At 67.5% G+C, this 18,677-nt stretch carries 20 protein-coding genes and 1 riboswitch; of the genes, 6 read left to right on the top strand and 14 right to left on the bottom strand.

What is annotated here, in order from left to right:
• Positions 1-939 (bottom strand): phosphomethylpyrimidine synthase ThiC (locus A5663_RS10805; RefSeq protein WP_197503364.1); only part of this gene is annotated, 939 nt, incomplete at its 3' end.
• Positions 930-1,039, bottom strand: a riboswitch (TPP riboswitch). (Overlaps the previous gene by 10 nt.)
• Positions 1,040-1,175: 136 nt before the next feature.
• Between A5663_RS10805 and A5663_RS10800 the strand changes: the two genes are divergently transcribed.
• Complete coding sequence (locus A5663_RS10800) at positions 1,176-2,939, top strand: MFS transporter (protein ID WP_068147967.1); 1,764 nt, start codon at positions 1,176-1,178, stop codon at positions 2,937-2,939.
• Between the two features lie 2 nt (positions 2,940-2,941).
• Here A5663_RS10800 and A5663_RS10795 read toward each other — a convergent pair whose 3' ends face one another.
• Genes A5663_RS10795 through A5663_RS10780 form a run of 4 tightly spaced genes read right to left on the bottom strand, consistent with a single transcriptional unit; the run spans position 2,942 to position 6,846 of the window.
• Positions 2,942-4,522 carry an HNH endonuclease signature motif containing protein gene (locus tag A5663_RS10795; protein ID WP_068147980.1) on the bottom strand — a complete coding sequence of 527 codons (1,581 nt, stop codon included), beginning with the start codon at positions 4,520-4,522 and terminating at the stop codon, positions 2,942-2,944.
• 36 nt (positions 4,523-4,558) lie between these two features.
• Positions 4,559-5,359 (bottom strand): exodeoxyribonuclease III, encoded by an 801-nt coding sequence (locus A5663_RS10790; protein ID WP_068147964.1) that lies wholly within the window; start codon positions 5,357-5,359, stop codon positions 4,559-4,561.
• Between the two features lie 3 nt (positions 5,360-5,362).
• On the bottom strand, positions 5,363-6,253 hold the full coding sequence (locus tag A5663_RS10785; protein WP_068147959.1) for a GNAT family N-acetyltransferase: 891 nt from the start codon (positions 6,251-6,253) through the stop codon (positions 5,363-5,365).
• Positions 6,253-6,846 (bottom strand): peptide deformylase, encoded by a 594-nt coding sequence (locus tag A5663_RS10780; RefSeq protein ID WP_068147956.1) that lies wholly within the window; start codon positions 6,844-6,846, stop codon positions 6,253-6,255. Before A5663_RS10780 ends, A5663_RS10785 begins: the two co-directional genes overlap by 1 nt.
• A gap of 123 nt (positions 6,847-6,969) precedes the next feature.
• Here A5663_RS10780 and A5663_RS10775 point away from each other — a divergent pair, with 123 nt between their 5' ends.
• From A5663_RS10775 to A5663_RS10755, 5 genes are read left to right on the top strand one after another with little or no spacing between them, the layout of a single operon-like run.
• A complete protein-coding gene (locus tag A5663_RS10775; RefSeq protein ID WP_068147978.1) occupies positions 6,970-7,278 on the top strand; it encodes a DUF3263 domain-containing protein in 309 nt (102 codons plus the stop codon).
• Positions 7,279-7,320: 42 nt separating this feature from the next.
• Entirely contained in the window at positions 7,321-7,776 is a 456-nt protein-coding gene (locus A5663_RS10770; RefSeq protein WP_156744429.1) for a LytR C-terminal domain-containing protein, read from the top strand.
• Between the two features lie 10 nt (positions 7,777-7,786).
• Complete coding sequence (locus A5663_RS10765; RefSeq protein ID WP_068147950.1) at positions 7,787-8,524, top strand: superoxide dismutase family protein; 738 nt, start codon at positions 7,787-7,789, stop codon at positions 8,522-8,524.
• Positions 8,505-9,638 (top strand): glutamate--cysteine ligase, encoded by a 1,134-nt coding sequence (locus tag A5663_RS10760; protein ID WP_068147976.1) that lies wholly within the window; start codon positions 8,505-8,507, stop codon positions 9,636-9,638. Before A5663_RS10765 ends, A5663_RS10760 begins: the two co-directional genes overlap by 20 nt.
• A 2-nt stretch (positions 9,639-9,640) precedes the next feature.
• The gene (locus A5663_RS10755; RefSeq protein WP_068147947.1) at positions 9,641-10,273 is read left to right on the top strand and encodes an LON peptidase substrate-binding domain-containing protein; all 633 of its coding nucleotides are present in this window, start codon (positions 9,641-9,643) and stop codon (positions 10,271-10,273) included.
• An 11-nt stretch (positions 10,274-10,284) separates the two neighbouring features.
• Here A5663_RS10755 and A5663_RS10750 read toward each other — a convergent pair whose 3' ends face one another.
• The 9 genes from A5663_RS10750 to A5663_RS10710 all read right to left on the bottom strand — a co-directional run.
• On the bottom strand, positions 10,285-11,202 hold the full coding sequence (locus A5663_RS10750; protein WP_068147971.1) for an SAM-dependent methyltransferase: 918 nt from the start codon (positions 11,200-11,202) through the stop codon (positions 10,285-10,287).
• Entirely contained in the window at positions 11,189-11,551 is a 363-nt protein-coding gene (gene mnhG / locus A5663_RS10745) for a monovalent cation/H(+) antiporter subunit G (RefSeq protein WP_068147944.1), read from the bottom strand. Before mnhG ends, A5663_RS10750 begins: the two co-directional genes overlap by 14 nt.
• A complete protein-coding gene (locus tag A5663_RS10740) occupies positions 11,548-11,835 on the bottom strand; it encodes a monovalent cation/H+ antiporter complex subunit F (protein ID WP_068147941.1) in 288 nt (95 codons plus the stop codon). Before A5663_RS10740 ends, mnhG begins: the two co-directional genes overlap by 4 nt.
• 31 nt (positions 11,836-11,866) lie before the next feature.
• Positions 11,867-12,400: a Na+/H+ antiporter subunit E gene (locus A5663_RS10735; RefSeq protein ID WP_068147939.1), complete on the bottom strand. Its 534-nt coding sequence runs from the start codon at positions 12,398-12,400 to the stop codon at positions 11,867-11,869.
• A complete protein-coding gene (locus tag A5663_RS10730) occupies positions 12,397-13,971 on the bottom strand; it encodes a Na+/H+ antiporter subunit D (RefSeq protein ID WP_156744430.1) in 1,575 nt (524 codons plus the stop codon). Before A5663_RS10730 ends, A5663_RS10735 begins: the two co-directional genes overlap by 4 nt.
• A 17-nt stretch (positions 13,972-13,988) precedes the next feature.
• Positions 13,989-14,459 (bottom strand): Na(+)/H(+) antiporter subunit C, encoded by a 471-nt coding sequence (locus A5663_RS10725; protein ID WP_068147933.1) that lies wholly within the window; start codon positions 14,457-14,459, stop codon positions 13,989-13,991.
• Positions 14,456-17,341 (bottom strand): Na+/H+ antiporter subunit A, encoded by a 2,886-nt coding sequence (locus A5663_RS10720; RefSeq protein WP_068147930.1) that lies wholly within the window; start codon positions 17,339-17,341, stop codon positions 14,456-14,458. The genes A5663_RS10725 and A5663_RS10720 overlap by 4 nt, the downstream gene beginning before the upstream one ends.
• 139 nt (positions 17,342-17,480) lie before the next feature.
• Positions 17,481-17,921: a DUF1707 domain-containing protein gene (locus A5663_RS10715; protein WP_068147926.1), complete on the bottom strand. Its 441-nt coding sequence runs from the start codon at positions 17,919-17,921 to the stop codon at positions 17,481-17,483.
• 91 nt (positions 17,922-18,012) lie between these two features.
• A partial coding sequence (locus A5663_RS10710; protein ID WP_156744428.1) for a 26S protease regulatory subunit occupies positions 18,013-18,677 on the bottom strand: 665 nt, incomplete at its 5' end.

Raw genomic sequence — 18,677 nt, 5'->3', positions numbered from 1 at the left:
CGCGGCATCGTTGGCGTCGGCGATCGAGCCCGGCCGCAGGCCGTCGCCGAGCGAGAACGTCACGTCGTAGCGCTGCAGGATCTCGCAGAGCTCGTCGAAGTGGGTGTAGAGGAACGACTCGCGATGATGCGCCAGGCACCACGCGGCCATGATGGAGCCGCCGCGACTGACGATTCCGGTGACGCGCTTGGCGGTCAGCGGCACGTAGCGCAGCAGCACGCCGGCGTGCACGGTCATGTAGTCCACGCCCTGCTCGCACTGTTCGATCACGGTGTCCCGGTACAGCTCCCACGTCAACGCGGCGGGATCGCCGTTGACCTTCTCCAGGGCCTGGTAGATCGGCACGGTGCCGACCGGCACGGGAGAGTTGCGCAGGATCCACTCGCGGGTGGTGTGGATGTCGCGGCCGGTGGACAGGTCCATGATCGTGTCGGCGCCCCAGCGGGTGGCCCACACCATTTTGTCGACCTCCTCGGCGATCGAGCTGGTGACCGCCGAATTGCCGATGTTCGCATTGACTTTCACCGCGAACGCCTTGCCGATGATCATCGGCTCCGACTCCGGGTGGTTGTGGTTGGCCGGTATCACCGCACGGCCTGCGGCCACCTCGTCGCGAACCAGCTCGGCGGGCACCCCCTCGCGCTCGGCGATGAACGCCATCTCGGCGGTGATCTCGCCGGCGCGCGCCCGCTGCAGTTGGGTGCCGCGGTCGCGCTCCACACCGGGCCGCGCCGCCAGGCCGGCGTGCAGATCCAGGTGTGCGGTCGGGTCGGTGTACGGACCGGAGGTGTCATAGAGGTCGAGGTACTCGCCGTTGGACAGGTTGACTCGGCGGAACGGCACCTGTGCGCCGGGGACTCCGGCCAGGTCGCGGTACACCTTCGTGCTGCCCGCGATGGGCCCGGTGGTCACCGACGGGTTGACGACAGAACTGGTCATTGCAGATCTCCCTACGCCGGCATTACCCGGTCAGGTTCGTACGGTCGACGGGCCCACCCGTCCTCTCAGCGCACTGGTGTGCGCTCCCGTGTGTGGACGCGTGCCACGTTAGCGCAGGCGTCGTGGCAGCGGGAGTGGGAAAAGCTGCGAATTGCCCAGAGAAGGTTTGCATAGCTAATATATGTGTTTTCCCGTTTAGGTGCCTTAAGTGACCGATAGTGACGACTGATACCGAGATGACGAAACCCCCGGTGGTGAACGACCCCGACGTGGCGGTCGCCGAGACGGTGCACCGCCGCGCCCGCATCGAGCACGACCACCCCTTCTACAAGTGGATCGCGCTCTCGAACACCACCCTCGGCATGTTGCTGGCGTCGATCAACGCGTCGATCGTCCTGATCTCGCTGCCCGCGATCTTCCGCGGAATCGGATTGAACCCGCTCGCCCCCGCGAACGTCAGCTATCTGCTCTGGATGCTGATGGGGTACCTCGTCGTGACGGCGGTACTCGTCGTGTTCTTCGGCCGACTCGGCGACATGTTCGGCCGGGTACGCATCTACAACCTCGGCTTCCTGGTCTTCACGGTCGCCGCCGTCGCGCTGTCCTTCGATCCGTTCCACCTCGACGCCGGCGCGCTGTGGCTGATCGGCTGGCGGGTGGTCCAAGGTGTGGGCGGGGCGATGCTGATGGCATCGTCGGGCGCCATCCTGACCGACGCGTTCCCGGCCAACCAGCGCGGTATGGCGTTGGGCGTCAACATGGTTGCCGCGGTGGCCGGCTCGTTCCTCGGCCTGCTCATCGGCGGTGTGCTGTCAGAGTTCCACTGGCAGGCGATCTTCTGGGTCGGCGTGCCGATCGGCGTGCTGGGGACGATCTGGAGTTACCGATCGCTGCGAGAGGTCGGTGTGCGGTCGGCTGGGCAACTGGACTGGGCTGGCACCCTCACGTTCGGTGTTGGGCTGACCGCACTGCTGACGGGCATCACGTACGGCATTCAGCCGTATGGGGATTCGACGACGGGCTGGACGAACCCATGGGTGCTCGGCGCGATCGGTGGGGGCCTGCTGCTGTTGGTCGTCTTCTGCTTCGTGGAGTTGCGAGTGCCGCAGCCGATGGTCAACATCAGGTTGTTCCGGTCGGCCTCGTTCGGCATGGGCAACCTCGCGGGGCTGATGTCCTCGATCGGCCGCGGCGGCCTGCAGTTCATGTTGATCATCTGGCTGCAGGGCATCTGGCTTCCGTTGCACGGCTACAGCTTCGAATCGACACCACTGTGGGCCGGCATCTATTTGTTGCCTGCGACGTTCGGGTTCCTGGCCGCCGCGCCGGTGGCCGGCTCGCTCGCCGATCGCTACGGCGCGCGGCCGTTCACGGTCGGCGGGATGGCGCTGATGGCAGTGTCGTTCATCGCACTGGTGATGATCCCGGTGAATTTCGACTACTGGATGTTCGCGGTGCTGGTCTTCGTCAACGGAGTCGGCGGCGGTATCTTCACCGCGCCCAACACCGCGGCGATCATGTCGAGCGTGCCAGCGGCCGAACGCGGCGCCGCCTCGGGCGTGCGGTCGACGTTCTTCAACGCGGGGTCGTCGCTGTCGATCGGAATCTTCTTCTCGCTCATGATCATCGGGTTGGCCCACACGCTGCCGGGCGCCATGTACACCGGCCTGCAGGAACAAGGTGTTTCATCGACCGTGGCGCATGACGTCGCAAACCTTCCGCCCGTCGGCAGCCTGTTCGCCGCCTTCCTCGGCTACAACCCGATGGCCGAGCTGCTCGAGCCCTACCACGCGCTGCAACAGCCCGGCGTCAACGCCGAGGTGCTCACCGGGCAGACCTTCTTCCCGCACCTGATCACCGGGGCTTTCCACTCGGGACTGGTCGTGGTGTTCGTCGCCGCGGCGGTCATGATGGGCCTCGGGTTGATCGCGTCCCTGTTCAACCCCGGTCGCTACGGCGACGAGGAGCACCTCGACAGTGTGACTGCCACGCAGCAGTGAGGTCAGAAGGGTGGTTCGTCGGGACCCGCCGGCGGAGGCGGTGGCGGCTCCCAGTCGGGTGGTAGCTCTTCGGGTTCGAACGGGTCATCGATCCAACGGCACCACGGGCTGGTGCTCGGCGTCGTGCCCTTGAAGACGATCTTCAGGAAGCGCGATCGATTGCGCCACCTGCGCCGGTCCATCTCGCGCTGTCGCTCCCGGACGATGCGGCGCCGTTCGGCGTTGATCGGACGTTGCGCCGCCAACTCGGCGCGCAGATGCCTGACACGAAGATCCTTCTCCCGTCTCCGATTTCGCCGACGAGGCTTGGGTTCGACGCATGGTGGGCGCATTTGCGGGAAGATCTCCGGGCCGTCGGGCGTGGTGCGATAGGACCTGCCGGTCGGCGAAATCCAGACGATCGTGCCGTCGGCCAACTGCTCGTCGCGCCATCCGCCGGATCCACTCAGGAACGTCTTGAGCCGATGATGTTGTCGGCAGTAGGCGGCAAGTCCCCAGGGAACGGTCAGCCCACCTGCGGGCGGATCGTCATGGTTGAAGGGTGTCGTGTGGTCGAGATCGCAGCCGGCCGCCGGCCGGTCGCATCCAGGGAACCGACACGTCAGGTCGCGGAAGCGAACCCAGCGGTTGACCCCAGCCGAGGGCTGGTAGCGCACTGCCTGCTCGGGGGTGACCGTGGGCTGTTCCAATGGGCGCACCGTCGCGTTCTCCGCGATCTCGCGCACCAGGTCGGCATCGATGACACCGAAGCCCTCCAGGTACCCGGGCTGGTCACTTTCTCCGGCGACCGTTTCCTCGCCGGCAATCACGTTGAGCACCATGCGCACCCCGGACTCCGCGCTTTCAGTACTTGCGGGGCAGTCCGCTCGGCCGCAGTCGCATGGCAGGCCGCGCCTTTCGGTGAGCGCGGTCAACGCATCGGCGCGCCGCTGGGCAACGGTGCGAGAGTCGTTCGCGCACACCGACATGGCAAGTTCCGACAACCGCCGATCGAACGCCGCTGCCGCCGTTGCGCCGATGCGTGCGCGCACCTGAGCCGTCCCGTCGGTTTGTGGCTCAATGCTGACGTAGCGGTCCCGCTCCGACGATGCACGTCTTTCCTTGGCGGCCTGCGGGTCGATCTGCCGCACGAGACTGTCCACCACATCCTTGACCCGTCGGCGCGACCAGCTCTGCCACCGTGCCAGCCGTTCCGTGATGGCCTCGTCGAGCCAGCTGATCAGGTCGTCACTGACCAACTCGGAGCGCGTGATGATCAACTGCGCGGTGCTCCAGTCCACGACACCTTGTTCGAGCAGGCCCGCGAGTTTCGGCAGGCGGGTGTCCAGAGCTTCCGCCTGCGACACCAGCCGGCTCGCGAGCGACGGTGCCATGTTCATCGCGGCACCGACCTCGGCCGAAGTCCGCGCGAAGCCGGTCACCATCGACCAACCTGGATCCGGGTCGATTTCACCTGCCTCGGCCGTGCGGCAGTCAAGCAGATCGGCGATGGCCGCCATCCGCTGCGCGATGAGCGTCGCCTCCCGCCGTTGACCGGCCTCGATCACGGCGAGCGCAGCATCGGCGTCGAGCCTTTCGAACATGTGTTCGATCATGCCACGCCCCACCGACAGGTCCGGCTACGTCAGGTCCACCAGCAACGGAGCGTGATCGCTCGGCGACTTGCCCTTACGTTCGTCCCGAACGATCTCAGCGTGCGCGACCCTGTCCGCGAATGCGGGCGAGCCCAGGATGAAATCGATGCGCATGCCGCGGTTCTTGGGGAACCGCAACTGGGTGTAGTCCCAATACGTGAAGACCCCGGGACCGGGCGCGAACGGGCGCACCACATCACTGAATCCGGCCTCCACGACAGCGTCGAACGCCCCGCGCTCCGGTTCGGTGACATGGGTGCTGTTCTGGTAGAACTGCACGCTCCACACATCGTCGTCGGTGGGTGCGATGTTCCAGTCTCCGACGAGCGCGATCTGCGCGGACGGGTCGTCGGACAACCACTTGTGCGCGGTATCTCGAAGAGCGGCAAGCCATTCCAATTTGTACCGGTAGTGCGGTGAGCCGACGAAGCGGCCGTTGGGCACATACAGGCTCCACACCTGCACGCCGTTACACGTGGCGCCCAGCGCGCGGGCCTCGGCGGCGGCCTCCACTTCGGGTTTGTCGCTCCAGGTCGGTTGGCCGTCGAAGCCGACCTGCACGCCGTCGATGCCGACCCGCGAGGCGATCGCCACCCCGTTCCACTGGTTGAAGCCGCAGTGCACCACCTCATAGCCGGCGGCGAGAAACGGCATCGCGGGGAACTGCTCGTCGTTGCACTTCGTCTCCTGCATCGCCAGCACGTCGACGTCGGCCCGCTCGAGCCAGTCGGTGACCCGCTCGACCCGGGCCCGAATCGAGTTGACGTTCCAGGTGGCGATCCGCATGGCCTACAGGCTACGAGCGTCGACGTATCGGCTGCGGTGCTGCACGGTGAACCCCATCGACTCGTAAAGCCCGATGGCCACGGCATTGTCGGCCAGCACCTGCACGTAGCTGCGGACGGCTCCGCGCTGCGCTCCCCAACTCAGCAGTGCCGAACACAGGTCGCGTGCCAGGCCCTTGCCGCGAGATTCCTCGACGACGCGCACCGCCGACAACCCGACCCAGCGCCGGCCGTCCGGGGCCGTCGTCACCGCGGCGCGGCCGACCCCCGCCCCGGACACCGTCGCGAACGCGACCTCGCCGTCCACGACGGCGCTCAACACGTCGACCGGCACGTCACGGCGGTACAACCGCAGCCACTCGGAATCAGGCGAGGCCGCCAAAATTACTGCGGGAAAGGGCTTTTCGGCGTCGACATCGCGCGCCATGACGACGGTCTCCAGATGTGGCGGTGCGTCGGCGAGCCGGTACAGCCGATCGGGGAGTGACAGCCACGGCGTCAGCCCCCGCTCGGCGTACCACTGGACGATCTCGGGCAGCGCCGATGCGTCGGCCTCAAAGCCAAGCGGCACAGCGGAATTCGCACGGTGCGTGTGACCGCCGGCGGCACGGAGGAACCAGCCGTCGACCCACCGTTGTTCGGTCCCGGGCCACGCCAGCGCCGCGGCATGTTCGAGCTTGCGGATGTCTGCGGTGCGCACCGTCGCCGGCGGCAGTTCCTTGATGATGACGACGTCGCCGGCGCCGACGTCCACGACGTCACCGTGCTTGGTGCGCACCCGCAGCGTCGGCCCTACTTCCAGGAGGTGCCCGACCACGTCGGTCAGCGGCGGCTGCGATCCGGGGGGCAACCGGTAGCGGATGATCACCCGCACTCCGGCAGCTGGGATCTGCATCAGTGCCCGAACGGGTCCGGATCCTTGCCGGGCAGCCACGACAGCCCCGGCACGCCCCAACCGTGCGACTTGACGGTGCGCTTGGCGCTTCGGGCGTGCCGGCCGACCAACCGGTCCAGATACAGGAAGCCGTCGAGGTGGCCGGTCTCGTGCTGCAGCATGCGCGCGAACAGGTCGGTGCCTTCGATGGAGATCGGCGTGCCGTCGGCGTCGAGACCCGTCACCTTGGCCCACGTGGCCCGCCCTGTCGGGAACGATTCGCCGGGCACCGAAAGGCAACCCTCGTCGTCGTCATCCGGATCGGGCATGGTCTCGGGCACTTCGGACGTCTCCAGCACCGGGTTGACCACCACTCCACGACGACGGGTGAGGCGTCCCCGCGCTTCGGCGCAGTCGTAGACGAAAACCCGCTTGGGGATCCCGATCTGGTTGGCCGCCAGGCCTACCCCGTTCGCGGCGTCCATCGTGTCGTACAGATCTGCGATCAGATCCGCGAGATCGTCGGGCAGCGAACCGTCGGCACCGACGGGCACCTGTTCGGTCGCGGTGTGCAAGACCGGATCTCCTACGATGCGGATCGGAACGACTGCCATGCCCGGAAAGCTTAATGAGCCGACGCGCGGGCATGTCGGACGGCTCATCAACCCAACCCGTGGTTGAATGAGCGCCGAACCACAGCGATGTCATTCAAGTTGTCGGAAGGGTCCAAGAGCCAGATGGACGGCGCGATCGCGCGGACTGAGCAATCCGGGGACAACTCTGAACTCACTGATGGGCTGACCCGGCGAGAGCACGACATTCTCGCGTTCGAACGGCAGTGGTGGAAATACGCCGGTTCCAAGGAAGACGCCATCAAGGAACTGTTCTCCATGTCGGCCACCCGCTACTACCAGGTGCTGAACGCACTGGTCGACCGGCCGGAGGCGCTGGCGGCCGACCCGATGCTGGTCAAGCGGTTGCGGCGGCTGCGCGCCAGCAGGCAGAAGGCCCGGGCGGCACGCCGACTCGGCTTCGACGTCACCTGAGGTCTGCGCGGGCCGGGCGGTCCGCTCGTTAAGGTGGGCGCAATGAATCAGCGAGACTCGTCCGGGCTGCCCCTGCGCGCCATGGTGATGGTGCTGCTCTTCCTGGGCGTGGTGTTCCTGTTGGTCGCTTTCCAGGCGATGAAGTCCGACGGCGACGACGACGCCCAGGCGCCCCTTGCCACCACCACCATGAGCACAACTCCGACGAGCACGTCGGCGGCGCCGCACAAGGCCGAGGTCCGCGTGTTCAACATCTCGACGGTGGCGGGCGCCGCGGAAGCGACGGCCAACCGACTGCGCGAGGCCGGCTGGCACGTCACCGAGACCGGCAATCTGGAACTGCCCGACGTGACCGCCAGCACGGTGTACTTCAGCGACGCGCCGGGTGAGAAGGGAGCCGCTGAAGAGGTGGGCAAGCTGCTCCAGGTGCCAGTCCAACCCAGGACACCCGCACTCGCCGAGCAGCCGCCGGGCGTGGTCGTGGTCGTCACCGGCTAGGCTCTTGCACATGTTCAAGACCGTCGCCGCCGCTGCCTTGTTCGCCGTTCCCGCTCTAGCGTTGAGTGCCTGCGCGGCACCGGAAACACCCAGCAACTCGCCCGGCACGCCGCCGCCGGTCTGGACCGGATCTCCGGCTCCCTCGGCCCAGCCGGGCGAGGGCGGTGGCGGTCACGGCGGAGGCCAGGGTGCAGGCCAGGGCGCAGAGCAGGGTGAGGGCCAGCCCAGCGGTGAAAAGCTCACTGCCCAGCTGAAACTCGCCGACGGCAGCCAGGTCGCCACCGCCGACATCCAGTTCAGCGGCGGCTACGCGACGATCACCGTCCAGACGACCGCGCCCGGCAAGCTGACGCCCGGCTTCCACGGCATGCACATCCATCAGGTCGGTAAATGTGAGGCCAACTCGGTCGCGCCCACCGGCGGCGCACCCGCGAACTTCAACTCCGCCGGCGGACACTTCCAGGTATCGGGCCACAGCGGCCATCCGGCCAGCGGCGACCTGTCGAGCCTTCAGGTCCGCGAGGACGGCTCGGCCAAGCTGGTGACGACGACCGGCGCGTTCACCGCCCAGCAACTCACCGAGGGTGCCGGTACGGCGATCATCATCCACGAGAAGGCGGACAACTTCGCCAACATCCCGCCGGAGCGCTACCAGCAGGTCAACGGTGACCCGCCACCGGACGCGACCACTCTGGCGACCGGTGACGCCGGCGCGCGGGTGGCATGCGGTGTCATCAGTACCGGCTAGCAGCCGCATCGACTTTGCGGGCTCGCCCCGCCCGACGGTCGGAGTCGAGTGGGAGTTCGCCCTCGTCGACGCCACCACGCGCGACCTGAGCAACAGTGCGGCCGCGGTCATCGAGGAACTCGGTGAGAACAACCCGCGCGTGCACAAGGAGCTGCTGCGCAACACCGTCGAGATCGTCACCGGCATCTGCGAATCCGTGCCCGAGGCGATGGACGACCTGCGTTCGACGCTGTCGACCGCTCGCCAGATCGTCCGCGACCGCGGCATGGACCTGTTCTGTGCCGGCACCCACCCGTTCGCGAAGTGGTCGCCGGGCAGTCTCACCGATGCCCCGCGTTACGCCGAACTGATCAAGCGGACGCAGTGGTGGGGCAGGCAGATGCTGATCTGGGGCGTGCACGTACACGTCGGCGTTCGGTCGGCGCACAAGGTGATGGCGATCAACACGTCGCTGCTGAACCACTACCCGCACCTGTTGGCGCTTTCGGCGTCATCACCGTTCTGGGACGGCGAGGACACCGGCTACGCGTCGAACCGGGCGATGATGTTCCAGCAGTTGCCGACAGCCGGCCTGCCGTTCCACTTCCAGTCGTGGGGGGAGTGGGAACGCTTCGTGTACGACCAGAAGAAGACCGGCATTATCGATCATATGAACGAAATCCGTTGGGACATAAGACCTTCACCACACATCGGCACGGTGGAGGTCCGGGTCTTCGACGGGGTGTCCAACCTGCGCGAACTGAGCGCACTGGTGGCGTTGACGCACTGCCTGGTCGTCGACCTCGACCGTCGGCTCGACGCCGGTGAGTCGCTGCCCACCATGCCACCGTGGCACGTGCAGGAAAACAAGTGGCGTGCAGCGCGATACGGCCTCGACGCGATCATCATCCAGGATGCCGACAGCAACGAGCGACTGGTGACCGAGGACCTCGACGAGCTGCTGAACCGTCTCGAACCGGTGGCCGCTTCACTGCACTGCGCCGACGAACTGCGGCGCGTCGCCGAGATCTACGGGTCCGGCGCGTCCTATCAGCGACAGCGCCGTGTCGCCGAGGAGCACGACGGGGACCTGCGGGCGGTGGTCGACGCGCTGATCGCCGAGTTGGACATCTGAACGTGCCGGCACTGCCGATGTTCCCGCTGCAGGTGGCCATGCTGCCCGGCGAGGAACTTCCGCTGCGAATCTTCGAACCCCGGTACAGCGCGCTGGTTTCGGACTGTCTGGCCACCGAGGACCCGGCGTTCGGCGTGGTGCTGATCTCGGCGGGTCGCGAGGTGGGTGGCGGTGACACCCGAAGCGATGTCGGCGCGATGGCACACATCAGCGAGGTCGCAGACTTCGGCGACGGCCGATACCACTTGAAATGCCTGATGGGCGAACGTATCCGGGTGATCGAGTGGCAACCCGACGATCCCTATCCCCGCGCCGCTGCCGAGACATGGCCCGACCAGCCCGGCGACGCCGTCGAGGTGAGCGCGATCCGGGAAGTCGAGGACCGCATGGTTGCGCTGTTCGATCGGATCGCCGCGGTACGCGGAGCCCAGATCACCGGGCGCGACATCGTGGTGGGCGCCGACGAGTCAGGCGATGCCGGTAAGTGGTTGTATGCGTTGGCATCCCGGCTTCCCATGGGACAGGCCGACCGCTATGCGGTGCTGGCGGCGCCGACGGCGGCCGAGCGGCTGGCGGCGTTGAGCGACGCGGTCGAGACCGTCACCGCGATGGTCGAGTTTCAGCTCGGGGACTAGTCATTCGGCCGCTAGCAGCTTCGCTGGCCTTCCACGAAAACCGTTCGCGGCGTTGTGTCGTCGGCCTCGCCGACCGCGCACCGGCCGTAGCGGTCCATCAGATCGGCTGCATCGATCGCGGTCACTTCCCAACCGTGGTCGGTCAGCCAGTCGGCCACTTCCGTGCGCTCTTCGATGAACCACAGATCCTGCACATCGAATACGTCGTCGTCACCGGAGTCGCCACCCGAGTCGCCGGCCTCCCGCCGGTACTGCGCGAGCTTGCGGCGCCGACTCTCCAGATACTCCGGATCGAAGAAGCCCGCGCCGAACGATTCGACGCCGACCCGACTGCCGCGCGCGCTGAGTTCGTGGATACGTTCGAACAGCAGATCCTGGCCGCTCGCAGGCAGATACGGAAGCAGACCCTCGGCCGCCCACGCCGTCGGTTCGCTCGGGTCGAACCCGGCGTCGCGCAGTGCTCGCGGCCAGTCGTCGCGCAGATCGATCGGCACCGGGACATACCTGGCGGCCGGTTTCGCGTCGTGCGTGCGCAACGTCTCCGCCTTGAACGCCAACACCTTCGGCTGGTCGATTTCGTAGACGACGGTGCCGTCGATCCACGGCAACCGCCACGGCCGCGCGTCGAGACCGGCGGCCAGGATCACCGCCTGGTCGATTCCGTTGGCTCCCGCGGCGAAGAAGAACTCGTCGAACCACTTGGTGCGCGAGGCCGCGTAGCCGCCGATTGCCCGGATCCGCGCCACCATGTGCGCCGGGGGCAGTCGCCAACCCCGATCGATCGCGGCGTCGACGAACATCTTCGCGTACGGATCGGTGAACAGCGGGCAGTCGGTCTCCTGCTCCTGCGCGCGGGCCCAGGCGACACCCAGCGCGGTCGCGCCGACGCTCTCGGTGATGTCCCAGCTGTCGTCGTCAGTCCTGGCCATCGCCACCGCTTTCCGTATGGTCGGCGAACTCGTCCATCTCGTCCGCGGTCAACAGATCGTCTCGAACGTTCTGTTCCCGGTACGCGAGCTGACCAACCCGGTTCGCCACCACCGGGGCGGTGATCACAGTGAACAATCCGGTGAGAACCAGCATCCCGACGTCGGCCTGTCCGCGCAGCTGGATCGCCGCACCGGCGAGCACCAGCAGCAGCCCGAGCACCTGCGGCTTGGAGGCGGCGTGCATCCGGGTCAACGTGTCGGGGAAGCGCGCGACGCCGATCGCCGCGGTCAGGGCGAGTGCCGAGCCGCCCAATATGAGGATGCTCGTGATGATGTCGAGGACGATCATGTTCGCCTCCGCGCGCTGCTCGAGCTGTCGACGTCGGGCACGCGGAACCTGGCGACGCTCACCGTGCCGACGAAGCTGATCAACGCCAACGCGGTCAAGCCGTAGGTCACGGTGCTGTCCAAGCTGTGTGCCGCCCAGATGCCGAGTCCGCACATCGTCACCGCGATCAGTGTGTCGACAGCGACCAGGCGATCCAGCGTGCTCGGGCCGGCCAGCAGACGGAACATCGTGATCGCCGCCGCTGCGGTGATCATCACGGCCGCTATGGTCCAGACCCAGTTCATCGGCGCTCCGCCTTGGTTTCTCGATCGCCCGTCACGCGTCTTCCTCCTCCCGAACCGCCGGACGCCAGTCCTGCGGACGTTCGAAGGTGGCGATCAGCAGCCGCTCCACGACGGCCACCTGGTGGTAGAACGCATTCACCGCGCGGTCCGAGCCGACATCGATCACGTGCATGTAGAGCAGTCGACGGTTCTGGTCGATCTCCAGCACGATCGAGCCGGGGATCAGGTTGAAGATGTTGACCGCCAAGGCCAACACCAGATCGGACTTCACCGAAAGCTGGGCGCGCAACACCGCCGACAGCGGGGGCGTCGGCTTCACCGCGAGCACTGCAACCTGCACCGAGGACAGGATCAGCCGGTAGGTGACCGCGAACAGAAGCCGGATCAGCGACAGCAGGTGCACCTTGCCCTCGACGGGCACCGCGGGCAGCGGGAACAGCACCGTGATCAGCACCGCGACGGCCAGCCCCGACAGGACGTTGGCCGCGGAGAGATGGCCCCACAACAGCACCCACACGAGCACCAGCCAGCAGGTGACCCAGATGCGGAGCACGACGCTTCTCATCGCTCCCCCACCACGGCGGTGATGTACTGCCCGCGGTTCAGCACCTGACCGGCGGCGCGTTCGCAGTAACCGAATATCGGTCCGGCGAACACCGTCAACGCCAGCCCGACGGCGATCAGCGCGCCCGTGGGCACGACCATTCCCGCCGGCATGCGGCCGACGTTGTCTCGGTCGACGAACTGAATGTCCTCGGGTTCGTCGAGCAGTACCGCCGGTGACGCCGCGGACAGATGGCCCTCGGGCGCGTCCTCGCGAGACCGCCAGAATGCCTTGGTCCATACCCGCGCCACCACGTACAGCGTCAGCAGGCTGGTCACGACCCCGCCGCCGACCAGTGTCCAAGCGAGGAACGAGCCGTCCTCAGCACCCGCCTCGAGTAGCGCGACCTTGCCGATGAAGCCCGAAAACGGCGGTATGCCACCGAGATTGAGCGCAGGCACGACGAACACGAAGGCCAGCAAGGGGCTCGCGGCCGCCAGCCCGCCCAGGCGGTCCATCGTCGACGCCCCGGCCTGGCGTTCGATCAGCCCGACGACCAGGAAAAGCGTCGTCTGCACCAGAATGTGGTGGGCCACATAGTAGATCGCACCCGACATCCCGAGCTGGTTGGCCAGCGCGACGCCGAAGGCCATGTAGCCGATGTGGCTCACCAGAGTGAACGACAGCAGACGCTTGATGTCGTTCTGGGCTATCGCGCCGAAGATGCCGATCAGCATGGTCAGCAACGCGGCCACCAGCAGCACCGGATCGAGGCCGCCGCTGGGGAACAGCAGAGAGTGAGCCCGGATGATCGCGTACACACCGACTTTGGTGAGCAGGCCGGCGAACACCGCGGTCACCGGCGCGGGCGCCGTCGGATAAGAGTCGGGCAACCATCCCGACAGGGGGAACACGGCGGCCTTGATCCCGAAGGCCACCAGCAGCACGGCGAACATCGCCGAACGGGTTCCGCTGGATACCCCGTCGAGCCGCACCGCCAGCTCCGCCATGTTGAGCGTTCCGGTCGCCCCGTAGACGAGCGCGATTCCGAACAGGAAGATCAGCGACGAGACCATCGAGACCATCACGTACGAGATGCCCGCTCGCACACGGTCTTTGCTCGCACCGATGGTCAGCAGCACGAAGCTCGCCGCCAGCAGCACCTCGAACCCCACGAACAGGTTGAACAGGTCACCGGCCAGAAACGCCATGCAGACGCCCGCCGACAGCACCAGGTACGTCGGCATGAAGATCGAGACGGGCTGACGCTCGTCGCCGTCGCGGATACCCTGCCCGATGGCGTAGAACACCACGGCCAGCAACACGATCGACGAGACGACGAGCATGAGCGCCGACAACCGGTCCACCACGAGCACGATGCCCAGCGGTCCCATCCCGGACACTGACTGACCCCAGCCGCCGACGTTCAGCACCAGGGTGCCGTCGCGGTCGGCGAGATAGAGCAGCACACCGCAGACGGTGACGACGACCGACAGCGCCGCGAGCGTGATGAGGCGCTGCAGTCGCGGTCGGCGGCCGGCGATCAGCGTCGCAGCCGCACCGAGGGCAGGGATCAGCACCGGCAGCGGCATCAGGGTGGCGGCGAGAGTCACCTGGACCCCTCGAATCCCGGCAGCGCGTCCAGTTCGTCGGGCGCATCGGTGTCGCGTGCCGCGTCGGGTTGGGGGCGGTCCTCCTCGACGGCGCCGGCCTCTTTGGCCGCCAGCTCGGAGACCTTGGCGTCCTCCGGGTCGTCGCCCACTTCCTCCTCGGTGGTCAGCCGGTAGGTCCGGTACGCCATCGCCAGCACGAACGCCGCGATGCCCATGGTGATGACGATCGCGGTGAGGATCATGGCCTGCGCCAACGGATCTGCGGTCGTGGTGTGGCCGTCGCTGGTGCGCCCGCGGACCGGCGGGTTGCCGGACGGCCCGCCGACGATCAGGATGAGCAGGTTGACGGCGTTGCCGACCAGCAACAGCCCCAACAACATTCGCGTCAGGTTGCGCTCGAGCAGGAGGTAGACACCGGCACTGGTCAGTCCGCCGAGCAGAACCAGAGGCACGAGGGAGGTGGTCATCGACTTGCCACCGCCGTCTTGTGTTCCTGGCCCAGCTCCACGTCGATGCGGGCGCCGAGGCTGCGCAACACGTCGAGCACCAGACCCACCACGATGAGGTACACGCCGAGGTCGAAGCACAACGCGGTGACGAACTTGACCGTGCCGAGCACCGGCACGTTGACCTCGATCAGCGCCGACGACAACGCGGGCGCACCCACCAGGAGCGAGGCGACCGCGGTGCCCGCCGAAAGGCACAGTCCCGCGCCGAGGATCTTGCCCGCGTCCAGTGGCAGGGTCTCGCCGAGTTCGTAACGGCCGCCCGCGAGATAGCGCAGCACCAGCGCCAGTCCCGCGGTCAACCCGCCGGCGAACCCGCCACCGGGAGTGTTGTGCCCGGCGAAGAAGAAGTACGCGGACAGCACCATGATCAACGGGAAGATCAGGCGGGTGGCGACTTCCAGAATCAGCGACCGGTGCCGCGGGTCACGCAGTTCGCTGCCGCGCAACCACGTGACGTCGCCGGCCGCGGGGCTGGTGCTGACCGTCGCGGGCAGTCGCCCGATGTCAGGCTGACCCGCGTCTGACACCCGGGGTGCTGCACCAAAACGCCTGTGCCGGAACACCATCGATGCCACACCGGTCGCCGCGACCAGGAGCACCATGACCTCGCCCATGGTGTCCCAGGCGCGGATGTCGACCAGCAGCACGTTGACTGCGTTGGCGCCGTGGCCCCGGTAGTAGGCCGCATCAGGAATCAGTGCGGCGATGGGAACACCGGAGCGCGCGGACATCGCGTACACCGTCAGGGTGGTCACGGTCGCGCCCACCGCGAGCGCGAGCGCCGCGCGCGGCCAGCGGTGACGCTTGATGCGGGCGCGGTCGGCTTCGGCGGGCAACGTGCGCAGCACCAGCACGAAGATCACGAGCGTCAGCGTCTCGACGAGGAACTGGGTCAGCGCCAGATCGGGTGCGCCGTGCAGCGCGAAGATCACTCCGCAGCCGTAACCGGTCACCCCGACGAGCAGCACCGCCGCCAACCTGTTACGCATCACCAGCGCACCGATCGCGGCGGCCAGGATGATCAGGCCGACGACGACTTGCAGCGGCGAACCCCACAGCGCGAAGTCGGGCCGGTCGCGGGCACCGAGAACGAGCGCGAGCGTCGGCACGAGCACCAGGGTCGACAGGATCACCGACTGGGTGGCGGGAATCGAACCGCGCTGAGTGGCCGCGGTGAGCGCCACCGACCACAGGTCGAGCCGGCGCACCACGGCGTCGTAGATGTGGTCGGCGTTGCCCAGCGGCTCGCGAACGGTGCGCATCCTGCGCAACCGCTCGCGTCCCAGGAAGGCGGCGACACCGGTCGCGATCACCAGCGCCGACAACAGCAGCGGCAGGTTGAGGCCGTGCCACAGTGCCAGGTGGTAGTCCTCGCCGCCGGGCACGGTGTCGGAGTAGTCCTCCAGCACATCGCCGACCCCGACGGGCCAGATCCCGAACAGCAGCCCCGCCGCCGACAGAATGCCCGGCGCGACCAGGAACGAGAACTCAGGGCGGCGCATCTCGGCGACGCGCCTGCTCGGCTGCGACTGTCGTTTGCGGCCGAACGCACCGAACAGGAAACGCAGGCTGTAGATGGTGGTGAACACCGCGCCGAGCACGATGCCGGCCAGCACATACGGCGATGCGGCTCCCAGATACGGGCTGTGCAGCACGGTTTCGAAGTCGGCTTCCTTGGCGACGAAACCGAAGAACGGCGGAAGCGCGGCCATGCTCGCGGACGCGCCGATCGCGATGACCAACAGCGGTCGCGAGCGGTCACCGAGCCAGGCCAGCCGCCGGATGTCACGGGTGCCGGTGGCGTGGTCAATGATGCCGACGACCATGAACAGCGACGCCTTGAACAGCGCGTGCGCCACCAGCATGGCCAGCCCGCCGAGCATCATGTCGCTGCCGCTCGCGCCGACCATGATGGTGATCAGCCCGAGTTGGCTGACCGTGCCGAAGGCCAAAATCAGTTTCAGGTCGTATTCGCGCACCGCGCGCCAACCCGCCAGCAACATGGTCAGCATCCCGAGCGAGATCACCATCGGCCGCCACGGCGCGACGTCGGCGAAGCCGGGTGTCATCCGCGCGATCAGGTAGACGCCGGCCTTGACCATCGCCGCCGCGTGCAGGTAGGCGCTGACCGGTGTGGGGGCGGCCATCGCTCCCGGCAACCAGAAATGCAGCGGCACGATCGCCGACTTCGACAGTGCGCCGATGAGGATGAGCACGACAGCGACCGAGACGGCCGCACCCGCCGGACGCGAGGCGATCACTTCCGACAGCAGGTAGCTGCCCGTCAGGTTGCCGAGCACGATGATGCCGACCAGCATGGCCAGCCCGCCGAACGTCGTCACCAGCAGCGCCTGGGTCGCTGCCCGCCTGCTGGTCACGCGCTCGGCGTAGTGGCCGACGAGCAGGAAGGACAGCACCGTCGTTATTTCCCAGAACACGTAGAGCAGCAGCATGTTGTCGCTGGTCACCAGGCCGAACATCGCGCCGGAGAACGCGACGAGCTCCGCGGCGAAGCTGGGCAGCCGGTTCTCGGTGCGGCCGTCGTGGTGGTGGAAGTAGTCGGCGCAGTAGAGCAACACCAACGCACCGATGCCGAGCACCAGCACGCTCATGATCGCCGCGAGCGCGTCGAAGCGCAGCGTGATGTCCATCGACAGGTTGGGCACCCAGGGGATGTCGACGCTCCTCGCCCTACCGCGCGCGGGCCAGTTCAGCACCACCCAGACGAGCGAGAACAGCGGGACGAGCGCCAGCGGATAGAACGCCGCCCGGCCCCACCTGAAGACGAGCAAGGGCGCCAGCGCGGCGGCGACCGCGTGGGCGAGCAGAACGGCGAGCAGGGCACTCCGATCGGTGGGGCTGGACGGCGCGCGGCCGCCAACCGGAGAACTGATGGTCGGGGTGTCAGCCGAGTAAAGGCTTTCGGTGCGCCCAGTCTACGTGGGCCGATCGGCGCTGCTTTCTCGCGCTGTGTGGCCGCTACGCGATTCGGGCCGGACGTATCGAGCCGTGCGCCATGATCGGAACGGCATGGCACACCACGCCGATGCCCCAGCCCATGATCGGCCACACCGGCCAGAAGTACCAGGCTCCGGAGCCGAGCCCGACGGCCAGCCAGATGCCGAGCATGAGCAGCGACCCGGCCAGGTATCCGGCGACGTGCAACCGGATGCTGCGGCGAGCGACCCTGCGGTGGGCTTCGCGGCGGCGGGGGTCGCTGCGTCTCAGGCGCTCGACGGGCAGGTCGGCCGTGACCGCGCGAAGTTGTCCACGTGTCGCTGCGGCGAACGCGGTCCGCAGCCGCGCCTCGTACTCGGGCATCTCGAGGTAACCCTGGGTCAGCGCCAGGCCGAGCAGCTGTGCGGTCTTCTCGCGGTCCGGATTGCCCGCGCGGATGTCGGTGGCAACAGGTGCGGTCACGACGGCCTCCTCAATCTTGACGGCGACAAGTTCTGCGATCGACTATGCCGCGGTATCTAGCCACTGTCAAGATGCAATTGCGACACCGACGTCAGCGCGCGGCGGAGAACGCCCGCAGCGACTCGACCTGCGTCGCATCGAGCGACGGGCGCACCGATTCGCGGGCCTTCGCGACGTCCGCGGCCGTGACGTCGGCGGCATCGATCGAGCGGCGCATCGCGGTGAGCGCGGCTTCACGCAACAGGGCTACGCAGTCGGCGGCGCTGTAGCCGTCCAACTCGGCGGCAAGTGCGTCGAGGTCGACGTCGTCGGCGAGCGGCACGGACCTGCCCGCGGTGCGCAGGATCTCGCGACGGGCCTCTGCGTCGGGCGGTTCGACGAACACCAGCTTCTCCAGCCGGCCGGGACGCAACAGCGCGGGGTCGATCAGGTCGGGCCGGTTCGTCGCGCCGAGCACCACCACGTCGCGCAGTGGTTCGATGCCGTCGAGCTCGGTGAGCAGTGCGGCAACCACGCGGTCGGTCACTCCGGAGTCGAAGCTCTGCCCGCGGCGCGGAGCCAGCGCGTCGATCTCGTCGAGGAACACCAGCGACGGCGCCGAGTCGCGGGCCCGCCGGAACAGTTCGCGCACGGCCTTCTCCGACGAGCCGACCCACTTGTCCATCAGCTCGGCGCCCTTGACCGCGTGCACCGACAACCGCCCCGACGAGGCCAACGCCCGCACGACGAACGTCTTGCCGCAGCCGGGCGGCCCGT

Origin of the sequence: Mycobacterium sp. E740 (assembly GCF_001672895.1) — a bacterium.
Lineage (GTDB): Bacteria > Actinomycetota > Actinomycetes > Mycobacteriales > Mycobacteriaceae > Mycobacterium.
The sequence above is the reverse complement of the archived record's forward strand: the minus strand, read 5'-3'. Positions and strand labels throughout refer to the sequence as shown.